This window comes from Nocardiopsis sp. NPDC057823 (genome assembly GCF_042797335.1).
GTDB classification, from domain to species: Bacteria; Actinomycetota; Actinomycetes; order Streptosporangiales; family Streptosporangiaceae; genus Nocardiopsis; species Nocardiopsis changdeensis.
Window position 1 is genome coordinate 791,355 of the sequence record NZ_JBHVLR010000001.1, and the last position, 12,130, is coordinate 803,484.

At 71.8% G+C, this 12,130-nt stretch carries 9 protein-coding genes; 3 read left to right on the plus strand and 6 right to left on the minus strand.

Annotated elements, in window-relative coordinates; translation table 11 throughout:
- Positions 1–62 precede the first annotated feature (62 nt).
- Positions 63–1,256, plus strand: coding sequence for an NADP-dependent malic enzyme (locus tag ACFVNO_RS03655; protein WP_378888913.1), 1,194 nt, complete (start codon positions 63–65; stop codon positions 1,254–1,256).
- Positions 1,257–1,335: 79 nt separating this feature from the next.
- On the opposite strand, the gene ACFVNO_RS03660 is transcribed toward ACFVNO_RS03655, so the two are convergent.
- The 4 genes from ACFVNO_RS03660 to ACFVNO_RS03675 all read right to left on the minus strand — a co-directional run bounded on the left by ACFVNO_RS03660 (position 1,336) and on the right by ACFVNO_RS03675 (position 7,294).
- Positions 1,336–2,418, minus strand: a complete 1,083-nt coding sequence (locus ACFVNO_RS03660) for a helix-turn-helix transcriptional regulator (RefSeq protein ID WP_355256925.1) — start codon at positions 2,416–2,418, stop codon at positions 1,336–1,338.
- The gene (locus ACFVNO_RS03665) at positions 2,419–3,270 is read right to left on the minus strand and encodes a DUF4097 family beta strand repeat-containing protein (protein ID WP_355256928.1); all 852 of its coding nucleotides are present in this window, start codon (positions 3,268–3,270) and stop codon (positions 2,419–2,421) included.
- Positions 3,271–3,470: 200 nt separating this feature from the next.
- Positions 3,471–3,650, minus strand: a complete 180-nt coding sequence (locus ACFVNO_RS03670; RefSeq protein WP_220565134.1) for a DUF6104 family protein — start codon at positions 3,648–3,650, stop codon at positions 3,471–3,473.
- Positions 3,651–3,664: 14 nt separating this feature from the next.
- Positions 3,665–7,294 (minus strand): multifunctional oxoglutarate decarboxylase/oxoglutarate dehydrogenase thiamine pyrophosphate-binding subunit/dihydrolipoyllysine-residue succinyltransferase subunit, encoded by a 3,630-nt coding sequence (locus ACFVNO_RS03675; RefSeq protein ID WP_378888920.1) that lies wholly within the window; start codon positions 7,292–7,294, stop codon positions 3,665–3,667.
- A gap of 643 nt (positions 7,295–7,937) precedes the next feature.
- Here ACFVNO_RS03675 and ACFVNO_RS03680 point away from each other — a divergent pair.
- A complete protein-coding gene (locus tag ACFVNO_RS03680) occupies positions 7,938–8,312 on the plus strand; it encodes a BlaI/MecI/CopY family transcriptional regulator (protein WP_220565136.1) in 375 nt (124 codons plus the stop codon).
- A gap of 167 nt (positions 8,313–8,479) precedes the next feature.
- On the opposite strand, the gene ACFVNO_RS03685 is transcribed toward ACFVNO_RS03680, so the two are convergent.
- Together ACFVNO_RS03685 and ACFVNO_RS03690 are read right to left on the minus strand one after the other, a co-directional pair.
- Entirely contained in the window at positions 8,480–9,679 is a 1,200-nt protein-coding gene (locus ACFVNO_RS03685; protein WP_378889225.1) for an MFS transporter, read from the minus strand.
- A gap of 70 nt (positions 9,680–9,749) precedes the next feature.
- Entirely contained in the window at positions 9,750–10,835 is a 1,086-nt protein-coding gene (locus tag ACFVNO_RS03690) for a suppressor of fused domain protein (protein ID WP_355256938.1), read from the minus strand.
- 193 nt (positions 10,836–11,028) lie between these two features.
- On the opposite strand from ACFVNO_RS03690, the gene rlmN reads away from it, so the two are divergent.
- Positions 11,029–12,126 (plus strand): 23S rRNA (adenine(2503)-C(2))-methyltransferase RlmN, encoded by a 1,098-nt coding sequence (gene rlmN, locus ACFVNO_RS03695; RefSeq protein WP_378888924.1) that lies wholly within the window; start codon positions 11,029–11,031, stop codon positions 12,124–12,126.
- Positions 12,127–12,130 lie beyond the last annotated feature (4 nt).

Consider the following 12,130-nt stretch of genomic DNA (forward strand, 5'->3'; position numbering starts at 1 on the left):
ACCGACACCATTCGCCCCGTCATGGCCGACGCGGGCGGCAGTAAGACCTTGAAGGGTTTTCGATGACCAGCGATTCTTCTTCGCGTACCCGGAATCCGAACCTGGACGACGACCCCGCGTTCGCCCTGCACCGCGGCGGCAAGCTCCAGATCACCTCCACCGTCGACGTGCACGACCACGAGGGCCTGTCCCTCGCCTACACCCCGGGCGTCGCCCGCGTCTGCAACGGCATCGCCGACTCCCCCGAGCTGGTGGAGGACTACACCTGGCGGAGCAACCTGGTCGCCGTGGTCACCGACGGCACCGCGGTCCTGGGCCTGGGCGACATCGGCCCCGAGGCGTCCCTGCCCGTCATGGAGGGCAAGTCGCTGCTGTTCAAGCAGTTCGGCGGCGTCGACTCCGTCCCCATCGCGCTGGCCTGCACCGGTGCCGACGAGATCGTCGAGACCGTCGTGCGGATGGCCCCGTCCTTCGGCGGGATCAATCTGGAGGACATCTCCGCCCCCCGCTGCTTCGAGATCGAGAAGCGGCTGCGCGAGCGGCTGGACATCCCCGTCTTCCACGACGACCAGCACGGCACCGCGATCGTCACCGTCGCCGCCCTGCACAACGCCGCCCGCCTGACCGGGCGCACCCTGGGCGACCTGCGCGCGGTGGTCTCGGGCGCGGGCGCGGCCGGGGTCGCCGTCACCAAGATGCTCGTCGACGGCGGCATCGGCGACATCGCCGTGGCCGACTCCAAGGGCATGATCTACGACGGGCGGGAGGGCCTGACCCCCGTCAAGCAGGAGCTGGCCGCGATCAGCAACAAGGCCGGCCTGCGCGGCTCCATCGAGAGCGCCCTGGCCGGCGCGGACGTGTTCATCGGCCTGTCCGCCGGCGAGGTCCCCGAGGCCGTCGTCGCGACCATGGCCCAGGACGCGATCGTGTTCGCGATGGCCAACCCCAACCCGGAGATCCACCCGGACGTCGCCCGCAAGTACGCCGCGGTGGTCGCCACCGGGCGCAGCGACTTCCCCAACCAGATCAACAACGTCCTGGCCTTCCCGGGCGTGTTCAAGGGCGCCTTCGAGGCCCGCGCCACCGACATCACCGAGAACATGAAGCTGGCCGCCGCCACGGCTCTGGCCGGACTCGTCGGTGACGACCTGTCGGCGGACTACATCATCCCGAGTCCCTTCGACGAGCGGGTGGGCGCGGCGGTCTCGGCCGCCGTCGCCGCCCAGGCCCGCGAGGACGGCGTCGCCCGCCGCTGACCGGACACGGGAAGGGCCCGGAAGGCGCGCCCCCGCGGCGCCCCTCCGGGCCCTTCCCCTTTTGCTCGGTCCGTCGCGGCTACTTGTCGTCGCCGGGGTCGTCGACCACCTGGCTCCAAGGGTCGCCGCCGGAGGGCGGCATGGGCCGCGCGGCCTTGGGCTCCTCGGGCTTCGGGGCCTTCCCGGCACCCTCGGCCCTCGGCTCCCCGGGCTCGCCCGCCTCAGGCTCCCCGGCCCCCGGCTTCTCCGCCTCCGGGCCGGGCGCCTCGGGCTCCTGGGACTCGGACTCCGGCCGCTCGGCGGCGGGAGCCCCGGCCCCGGGCGCCTCGGGACCGTCGGCCTTCTCGGCCTCCGGCTCCGCGGAGTCCTTGCGCGGCGGGCCCCAGGTGCGCGCGTCCCGGCGGATCACCTCGACGGTGTCGTCCAGGATGCGGCGCAGGTCGTGCAGGGCGGCCTCGCCGACCGTGCCCGCCTCCCTGGCCACGTCGCGGACCCGCTCGCTGAAGTCGCGCAGGGCGTGGTCCAGGTCGGGGGTGCGGCCGGAACCGCCCTTGCCCCAGACCGCGCCGAAGGCGCCGAAGCCCTGGGTGAACTTCTCCCACTCGCGCGACCAGCGCTGGCCGTCGTCGCAGGAGTGGTCGGCCTTCGCCTTCTCGCCGCCCTGCTTCCGGGAGTCCCGCTCCTCCTCGGCCTTGGGGGCCTCGGCGGTCGGCTCCTCCTGCTTCGGGGCCTCCCCGGCCGCGGACTCCGGCGCGGGAGCCTCCTCGGCGGGGCGCCGGGCGCCGCCCGCGGCGAACTTCAGCTCCTCGCGCAGCGAGCTGATGGTCTCCCGCACGTCCTGCTTGACCGCCCGGGCGATGTCGCGCACCGAGTCGGTGATCTCCCGCTCCAGGTCGTCCAGGTCGCGCTCGCGCGCCCGCAGCTCCTCGCGCCCCTTGTCGGTGAGGCTGTAGACCTTGCGGCCGCCCTCCTCGGTGTGGGTGACCAGCCCCTCCTCCTCCAGCCGCGCCAGCCGCGGGTAGATGGTGCCGGGGGAGGGGGAGTACACGCCCAGGAACCGGTCCCGGAGCAGGCTGATGATCTCGTATCCGTGCCTGGGGCTCTCGTCCAGCAGCTTGAGCAGGTAGAGCCGGAGTCTGCCGTGTCCGAAGAAAGTGCTCATTCATGCCCCCTCGGGGATCGCGGCCGGAGTCTCGGGCGCGCGCCGCAGCAGCGCGGTCCGGTTGGACGCGGAGTTGATGGTGATGGTCGCCGGGTCCACCCCGCTGCCGATGCGCCCGCTCAGGACGGTGCGGGCGCGCCCGCCGCTCCGCTCCAGGCCGAAGTCGGAGTCGACCGCGGAGCTGGCGTTGCGGATCTCCACCGAGGCGGAGGTGTCCGCGGGCACCCGCAGGGCGACCTCGCCGGAGACGGTGTTGATCCGCACCCGGCCGGCCGGGGCCACGTCGGTGTCGGCCAGCACGGAGCCCGAGACGGTCTTGGCGCTCAGGGAGGAGACACGCCCGCCCGCCACGGCCAGCTGGCCGCTGACGCTGTTGAAGGACAGGCCCCCGGACACGTCCCGCAGGGAGGCGTTGCCGGAGACGGTGCCGATGTCGGTCTCGCCGCTCGCCCCGTCCAGGGTCACCTCGCCCGAGGCGGTCTTGAGCCTGGTGCGCGACCCCACGCCGGCGACGACGATCGGCGCGCTCATGGTGGTGACGTCGACCGGGCAGTCCCGGGGGACGCGCAGGTTCACGGTGGCGCTGCGCCGCTGCACCTGCTTGTAGCCGCCCAGCTGGACCGGGCGCAGCCGCTCCAGCAGTCCGGACCCGGTGAGGTCCTCGTAGTGGATGGTGAGGATGCCCGCCTCCTGGACGGCGAGGAGGGGCTCGCCGACGATGTCGGTCACCTCGAAGGTGACCGGGTCGTCGGTGGGAAGAATGTTGACCTGGCCGCCGAGGATCCGTACCCGCAAGGCCACGATGCCGTCGAGGGTCTGGGTCGTCGGCCTGTCGATGGTCCAACGTGCCATCGTGTGCACCCTTTCGCTCGCTCCGATGCCTTCACGATATGTCGCGAGTGCGGCGAACTCAAGATATGTCGCGGATTACCGGGGGTGTCTCCGGGTTCTCCCCGAGGCCCCCCGGGGGGAGCGGCGCCTCCCGGGACGGGGCCGGACAGCGCGAAGGGGGCCCGGGATCTCTCCCGGGCCCCCTTCACAGGTGGTGCGCCCTACTCTTCGTCCTCGTCGTCCAGCCGGGCCAGCCAGGTGGCCAGCCGGTCGACCGGGGTCTCGAACTCGGGGTGGACGTCGGTGAACGTCCGCAGCTGCTCGGCGAGCCAGGCGAGGCTGACCTCCTCCTCACCGCGGCGTTTCTCCAACTCCTCGATTCCGCGATCCGTGTAGTACAACGCGCACGCCCCTGCTAGTCCGCCGGCGGGAAGACCGTGTCCACCAGGGCGCGCTGCTCCGCCTCGTGCCGCTTGGCCGAGCCGGCCGCGGGCGAGGAGGACGCCGGACGCGAGATCCGGGTGAACGGGCGGTCGAGCTGCTCGGAGAAGACCAGCGCGACGAACGGCCACGGGCCCATGTTCGCCGGCTCCTCCTGGACCCACAGGACCTCGCCCGCGTTCGGGTAGGCCTTGAGCTGCTCCCGGATCTCCTCGATCGGCAGCGGGTAGAGCCGCTCCGCCCGGATGATCGCGGTGTGCTTGTCGCCGCTCTTGCGGCGCGCCGCGTCCAGGTCGTAGTAGATCTTGCCCGAGCACAGCACCACGCGGCGCACCTTCTCCGGAGCGATCGAGTCGTCCGTGATGAGCGGCCGGAAGTGCCCCGAGGTGAAGTCGGAGGCGGCGGAGGTCGCGGCCTTCAGGCGCAGCAGCGACTTGGGCGTGAAGACCACCAGCGGACGCTGGATCGGCGACTTCGCCTGCCAGCGCAGCAGGTGGAAGTAGCTCGCCGGGGTCGTCGGCATCGCGACGGTCATGTTCTCCTGCGCGCACTGCTGGAGGAACCGCTCGATCCGGGCCGAGGAGTGGTCCGGGCCCTGGCCCTCGTAGCCGTGCGGCAGCAGCAGGGTGACGCTGGAGCGCTGGCCCCACTTCTGCTCGCCGGAGCTGATGTACTCGTCGATGACGGTCTGCGCGCCGTTGACGAAGTCGCCGAACTGCGCCTCCCACATCACCAGCGCCTCGGGGCGGGTGAGCGAGTAGCCGTACTCGAAGCCCAGCGCCGCGTACTCGCTCAGCAGCGAGTCGTGGACGTGGAACTTCACGGTGCCGTTGTCGAACTGCTTGAGCGGCGTGTAGGTCTCGCCGGTGTCGCGGTCCATCAGCGCGGCGTGGCGCTGGCCGAAGGTGCCGCGGCGGCTGTCCTGGCCGATCAGGCGGACCGGGTGCTCGTCCAGCAGCAGCGAGCCGAAGGCCAGCAGCTCACCGGTCGCCCAGTCCACCGCGTCGGTCTCCACCATCGTGGCGCGGCGGGCCAGCTGCGGGGCCAGGCGCGGGTGCGCGGTGAAGTTCTCCGGCAGGTTGACCTGGGTGTCGATGACCCGCTTGACGACCTCGTCGCTGATCGCGGTCTCGACGGTGGAGTGGTCCAGGCGGCCCTCGGTGAACACCTCGGGCTTGACCACGGCGCCCGGCTCGATCGGCTTCTTGTCGGCCTCGCGGGTCTCGACGAAGGCCCGCTCCAGCTCGGACTGGTAGTCGCGCAGCGCCGACTCGGCCTCCTCCACCGTGATGTCCCCGCGGCCGATGAGGGCCTCGGTGTACAGCTTGCGGGTGGAGCGCTTGGCGTCGATGACGTCGTACATCAGCGGCTGTGTGAACGCCGGGTTGTCGCCCTCGTTGTGACCGCGGCGGCGGTAGCAGACGAGGTCGATCACGACGTCCTTGTTGAACGCCTGGCGGTAGGCGAAGGCCAGGTGCGCGACCCGGACCACGGCCTCGGGGTCGTCCCCGTTGACGTGGAAGATCGGCGCCTGCACCATCCGCGCCACGTCGGTGGCGTACACGCTGGAGCGGCTGTCCGACGGCGAGGTGGTGAAGCCCACCTGGTTGTTCACGACGATGTGGACGGTGCCGCCGGTGCGGTACCCGCGCAGCTGGGACAGGTTGAGGGTCTCGGCGACCACGCCCTGCCCGGCGAACGCGGCGTCGCCGTGGATGAGGATCGGCAGCACGGTGAAGCCGTGCGCGCCCTTGTCGAGCACGTCCTGCTTGGCGCGGACGATGCCCTCCAGGACCGGGTCGACGGTCTCCAGGTGGGACGGGTTGGCCGCCAGGGAGATGTCGATCTTCTCGCCCTCGCGGGTCTGGAAGACCCCCTCGGTGCCCAGGTGGTACTTGACGTCGCCGGAGCCGTGCGCGCTGCGCGGGTCGAGGTTGCCCTCGAACTCGCCGAAGATCTGCCCGTAGGACTTGCCGCAGATGTTGGCCAGCACGTTGAGGCGGCCGCGGTGGGCCATGCCGATGACGGCCTCGTCCAGACCGGACTTGGCGGCCTTGGAGATCACGCCGTCGAGCAGCGGGATGAGGGACTCGCCGCCCTCCAGGGAGAACCGCTTCTGGCCCACGTACTTGGTCTGCAGGAAGGTCTCGAACGCCTCGGCGCTGTTGAGCCGGTGCAGGATGTGCAGCTGCTCGTCACGGTCGAGCTTCTCGTGCTCGCGCTCGACGTGCGCCTGGATCCACTCCCGCTCCTCCGGGCTCTGGATGTGCATGTACTCGATACCCACCGTGCGGCAGTAGGTGTCGCGCAGCACGCCCAGGATGTCGCGCAGCTTCATGACCTGCTTGCCGCCGAAGCCCCCGGTCGGGAACTCGCGGTCCAGGTCCCACAGGGTCAGGCCGTGCTGGAGCACGTCCAGGTCCGGGTGCTTGCGCTGCTCGTGGTCGAGCGGGTTGGTGTCGGCCATGAGGTGGCCGCGCACGCGGTAGGCGTGGATCAGCTCCTGGACCCGGGTGGTCTTGTCGAGCTGGGTGGCCTTGTTGACGTGGATGTCCTGCACCCAGCGCACCGGCTCGTAGGGGATGCGCAGGGAGTTGAAGATCTCGTCGTAGAAGCCGTTCTCGCCCAGCAGCAGCTGGTGGATCCGGCGCAGGAACTCACCCGACTGCGCACCCTGGATGATGCGGTGGTCGTAGGTGGAGGTCAGCGTCATGACCTTGCTGATGCCCAGCTCGGCCAGCGTGTCCGCGGAGGCGCCCTGGAACTCGGCCGGGTACTCCATGGCGCCGACGCCCAGGATGGTGCCCTGGCCCGGCATGAGGCGCGGGACCGAGTGCACGGTGCCGATGCCGCCGGGGTTGGTGAGGCTGATGGTGGTGCCCTGGAAGTCCGGCACGCCCAGCTTGTTGGTGCGGGCCTTGCGGACCAGGTCCTCGTAGCCGCTCCAGAACTCCATGAAGTCCATCTCGTCGGACCTCTTGATGGAGGGCACGACGAGCTGGCGCGAACCGTCCGGCTTCTGCAGGTCGATGGCCAGGCCGAAGTTCACGTGCCTGGGCTTGGCGACACCGGGCTTGCCGTCGATCTCCGTGTAGGAGTAGTTCATCTCCGGCATCGACTCGAGGGCCTTGACCATGGCGTAGCCGATGAGGTGGGTGAAGGAGACCTTCCCACCGCGGCCGCGCCGGAGATGGTTGTTGATGACGATCCGGTTGTCGAAGAGGAGCTTGACCGGTACCGCGCGCACACTGGTCGCGGTCGGCATGGCCAGGCTCGACTCCATGTTGGTGGCGGTGCGCGCCGGTGCGCCGCGCAGCCGCTCCTCGTCGACCCGGAGGGCCTCGTCCGCGCTCGGGGCCGCCGCCTTGGCGGGGGCCGGCGCGGCGGGCTTCTCGGGTGCGGTGGGGGTCGTGGCCTGCGCCTTGGCGGCGGTGGTCCCCCCGCTCTTCGCACCGGCCGACTCCGCGGGCTTGTAGTCCGCGAAGAAGTTCCACCAGGCCTTGTCGACCGAGTTCGGGTCGTTCAAGTACTTCTGATAAAGCTCCTCGACCAACCACTCGTTGGGACCAAAGTCTGTCAGGGGTTGAGACGCCTCAGACGACACGGCGGAGATCGCCCACTTCCGCAGCTCGCTCGTGAATGTGTAGGACGACGGGTGGCTGCCGGCTCGGTCGGCTCAAGGAAGAACGGTGGTCGACCGCGTGGCGGAAGACCGGTCTGACCAGGCCGGCGCTCGTCGGTTACCAGGCTACTTGTACCGGCCTCCCGGCGGGGAACGCGGGCCGTGTTGAAACTAGGAGATAGCTAACATTTTTTCACAATCACGTTGTCGCTACGCGCCGGTAACCAAGCGTAGTGTGCCCGCACTGCCTGATTTGTAGGCTTTTGAGGGGATTTGGAGATGTGAAACCCTTGGCCGTTATCGGCCGCCTCCAGTGTGTCCTGTACCACTCTCGATATCGAGATTCCGAGGGAACCCGGTACCGGCGGGCTCCGTCGGAGTAGGTGCAAGCGGCCGGGCAGGACGGCCGGGTCCCGCCGCCGACGTTCCCAGCGGGAGCGGTGGGACCCGGGCCCGGCCGTCGCGCGTTTCCCTCGGTGAGGGCCCTCCGGACTCGCGAAACGCCGGTGAACGGTGCCGAACTTGCGCGGATCTGTGCGCTCTTCGGAGTTCTCCCGCGCCGACGCGCCCCGCGTGCCAGGATCGCGATACGCGCACACCGGACACACGGGGGTGGGAGAGACCCATGAGGGGACTGGGGGAGCTGGAAGCCGCCATCATGGACGCGCTGTGGCGGTCCGAGGAGCCGCTGCCCGTGCGGCTCGTCCACGAGACGATGGTCTACGACCGGGACATCGCGTACACGACCGTCATGACGGTCGCGGGGATCCTGTACAACAAGGGCCTGGTCGACCGGGAGAAGCGCGGCCGCGCCTGGGTGTACTGGACGCTGGAGACCCGTGCCGAGTACACCGCGCGGGTCATGGACGAGTTCCTCGGCACCTGCCCCGAGCCCCAGGCCACCCTGCGCAGCCTCGTCGAGCGCTTCAGCGACGAGGAGGTGGCCTCCTTCCACCGGGTGCTCAGCCAGGTCCGCCTCAGCCGGGGCGCCGCCGGCTAGGCGGTGTCCTTGTGAACCTCCGCTGCGCTTCAGTCCGTCCGCCGCCCGCCACCGCCCTCGACGGACGGCCCGCGGCCGCGGGCTTTCCTCGAGGACGCCTCCTTGGGGCCGCCGGAACCCCGCCGGGCGCCTCACGAACCCCCGGCGGCACGGGGGAGAACAGGCCTCTAGGCCCGTCTGCGCAGGCGGCGCACGCCCGGCACGGCCAGGGCCGCCAGGGTGGCCGCCGCCGTCAGCGCGGCCAGCGCCGCCAGGGCCCGCTCCGGCCCCACGGCCGCCGCCACCGGCCCGATCGCCGCCTGCCCGACCGGGATCGCGGCGAACGACCCCAGGGCGTCGTAGGAGTACACCCGGGACAGCCGGTCGGCCGGGACGTTCTCCTGCACCGAGACGTGCCAGGCCACCTCGAACTGCTCCACGGCCACGCCCGCCGCGAACATGGCGGCGACCAGCACCAGGGGCGCCGCCGGCAGGGACAGCGCGTACAGCGGGACCGCCTGGACGGCGACCAGCGCCACCCCGAACGCCAGGGCGCGGCGCGGCAGCCACCGCGCGGCCAGGAACCCGCCCGCCAGCATCCCGGCGCTCTGGGCCGCCACCACCAGCCCCCAGGCCGCCCGGCCGAAGGACGCGTCGGCGATCGCCGGGCCCAGCACCGTCACCGAGGCCGACCAGGCGGCGTTGGTGACCATGAACTGCGCCACCACCACCCACACCCACGGGCGGGCGGTGAACTCGCGCCACCCCTCGACCAGGTCGCGCAGCACGCCCACCCGCCCCGTGCCGGCCTCCGTGCCCGGCAGCCGCAGCAGCACGAACGCCCCGCAGGCCAGCGCGTACAGTCCCGCGTCGGCGGCGATCGACCACCCCGGGCCGACGAACGCGACCAGGGCCCCGCCCAGGGACAGCCCCGCCACCATCGCGCCGTTGCCGGTCAGCCGGACCACCGCGTTGGCCTGGCGCAGCAGCCCGGGCGGCACCGTCTGGGGGACCAGCGCGGCGGACGCGGGCAGGTTCACCGCGGCCGCGGCCCCGTTGAGCACGCTCAGCCCCACCATCAGCGGCATCGACGCCGTCCCCGTCAGCAGGGCCGCGCCCAGCGCCCCCTGGGACAGGGCGGCCAGGGCGCAGCCGCCGCGCAGCACCAGGGCGCGGGGCAGCCGGTCGGCGATCACCCCGCCGAGCAGAAGCAGGAGCACGTTGGCCACGGACCGCGCGCCCACCACCAGCCCCACCTGGACCAGGGACCCGGTCACGTCCAGCACGGCGAACGCCAGCGCCACGTTCGCGAGCCCGTTGCCCAGGGACATCAGCAGCCGCCCGGCGGCCAGCGCCCGGAACGGGCCGTGCCGCAGCGGCGCCCCCATCCCGGCCGCGCGCCCCGCGTCCTCCGTCGCCGTCACCTCGGAACCCCGTCCCGTTCCCGGGACCCCGGGCTCACGACAGGATCCAGCTGCGGCCCTCCGCCGCCAGCTTCTCCACGAGGGTCGCGCTGTCGTGCTCCTTGGCGAACAGGTGCTCGGGGCGGGTGATGGGCACGATCCACAGCCACCGCACCGGGTCGCCCTGGAAGGTCAGCCCCGCGGTGTCCGGCGGGGCGTGCCCGGCGGCGGCCACGAGGGGCGAGGGGTCCTCCAGCAGCAGCACCGCCCCCGCGCCCCGGCGCATCGCCCGGTCCTCGGGGTTGTCCAGCCACTTGACCGTGTGCCCGGTCCCGAACCAGGTCACCGCCCGCCACGGGAACGCGCCGATCCACCGGAAGATCCGCGCCGCGTGGTGCGCGGGCATGGTGGTGGCCAGCGCCAGCTCCACCCGCGCGTACCTGGAGGTGTCGGCCATGTACCGGTCCAGGGTGGGCATCCGCTGCCCGCACATGCCCACGGTCGACAGGATCGTGAACGGCCGGTCCTCGGAGGGCGGGCGCTCCGACACCCGCAGCAGCGGCGGGTGGCCGTCGGACACGTCCCAGTAGTGGCCGGCCGCGCCCACCGTCCGGTTGAGGTGCCCCAGCACCGTGCGCTGCACGCTGCGCCACGCGCCCGAGGCCCGCCGCCAGTCCCAGTAGGCCTCCGCGTGCACCACCCGCGGCCACAGCTGTCCCTTGACCGGGTCCAGCTCCCAGGCGTAGGCGCTGCGCCCGATCGCCTCGCGGGCGTACCCGGGCAGGCCGCTGTCGGCCTCCGCCCAGCCGGGGATGACCGCGAGCAGGCCCTCCTCGTCGACCAGCGCGACCCCGTCGCCCTCCTCGAACCACACCGCACGCAGACAGGAGGGGTCGAACCGTGGGCGCCCCTGCGGGTGCTTGGTGTGCCCCTCCGGCATCAGCGGGGCCCGCCCCTCGAAGGAGCCGCCGGGCTCGGCGGCGCGGGGGGCGATCTCGTGGTTGGCCAGCCACACCGGGACGCGGATGCGCCCGCGCGCGTCCAGCAGGTAGGCGGCCGTGGTCCGGGAGTCGCACTCGACGACGACGCGACGGCTCTGGTACGGGCTGACCTCGTCGAGCAGGACCTCGATCCCTGTCACCGGCCCTCCCACATGTGCCGATCCGCCGTCCTTCGCGGGTCCGATCCGACCCGTCCCTGCAATGCGTAGAATCGACGGTAGTGCCCTGACAGGCGGAGCCGTATCCGCAGCCGCGTATAGGTCGTATAACGACCCGAGCCGCTGCCGTCCCGCGCCGGGCCGAGACCATCGACTCCACCCTTACGGACTCTCTATGCCCGCCGAGCTCACCTTCGTCGCACCGCGCCGCGCCAAGCCTCCCCGGCACCTGGCCGACCTCACCCCGCAGGAGCGGGCCGAGGTCGTCGCCGAGCTGGGGGAGAAGCCCTTCCGGGCCAAACAGATCGCCAAGCACTACTTCGGCGGTCTGGAGTCGGACACCTCGGCCATGACCGACCTGCCCGCCTCCTCGCGGGAGAAGCTGGGCGAGGCCCTGCTGCCCCGCCTGCTCACCCCCGTCAAGCACATCACCTGCGACGACGGGATGACCCGCAAGACCCTGTGGAAGGCGTTCGACGGGGTGCTGTTCGAGTCGGTGCTGATGCGCTACCCGGACCGCGTCACCCTGTGCATCTCCTCACAGGCGGGCTGCGGCATGAACTGCCCGTTCTGCGCCACCGGGCAGGCGGGGCTCACCCGCAACCTGTCCACCGGCGAGATCGTGGAGCAGGTGGTGGCCAGCGCCCGCGACCTGGCCCGCGGCCAGGTGGCCGGCGGACCGGGGCGGATCAGCAACATCGTGTTCATGGGCATGGGCGAGCCCATGGCCAACTACAAGCGCGTCCTGGAGACGGTGCGCCGGATCACCGACCCGGTGCCCGACGGGCTGGGCATCTCCCAGCGCGGCGTCACCGTGTCCACGGTGGGCCTGGTCCCGGCGATCGACAAGCTCACCGCCGAGAAGATGCAGGTGCGCCTGGCGATCTCGCTGCACGCCCCGGACGACGAGCTGCGCGACGAGCTGGTGCCGATCAACACCCGCTGGAAGGTCGCCGAGGTGCTCGACGCCGCCTGGCGCTACGCCGGGACGACCGGCCGCCGGGTCTCCATCGAGTACGCGCTCATCAAGGACGTCAACGACCAGGCGTGGCGGGCCGACCTGCTCGGCAGGCTGCTCAAGGGCCACCTGGTGCACGTGAACCTGATCCCGCTCAACCCCACCCCGGGGTCCAAGTGGACCGCGTCGCGCCCCGAGGACGAGCGCGAGTTCGTCCGGCGCCTGCAGTCCCACGGCGTCTCGGTGACCGTGCGCGACACCCGCGGCCAGGAGATCGACGGGGCCTGCGGCCAGCTCGCGGCCGCGGAGAGCTGACCCG

What these genes read in the sequence shown, in the direction of transcription:
- ACFVNO_RS03685 (WP_378889225.1), bottom strand. Translation starts at nt 9,679, where the DNA reads ATGGGGGCGCCGCTGCGGCACGGCCCGTTCCGGGCGCTGGCCGCCGGG.
- ACFVNO_RS03665 (WP_355256928.1), bottom strand. Translation starts at nt 3,270, where the DNA reads ATGGCACGTTGGACCATCGACAGGCCGACGACCCAGACCCTCGACGGC.
- ACFVNO_RS03660 (WP_355256925.1), bottom strand. Translation starts at nt 2,418, where the DNA reads ATGAGCACTTTCTTCGGACACGGCAGACTCCGGCTCTACCTGCTCAAG.
- rlmN (WP_378888924.1), top strand. Translation starts at nt 11,029, where the DNA reads ATGCCCGCCGAGCTCACCTTCGTCGCACCGCGCCGCGCCAAGCCTCCC.
- ACFVNO_RS03680 (WP_220565136.1), top strand. Translation starts at nt 7,938, where the DNA reads ATGAGGGGACTGGGGGAGCTGGAAGCCGCCATCATGGACGCGCTGTGG.
- ACFVNO_RS03655 (WP_378888913.1), top strand. Translation starts at nt 63, where the DNA reads ATGACCAGCGATTCTTCTTCGCGTACCCGGAATCCGAACCTGGACGAC.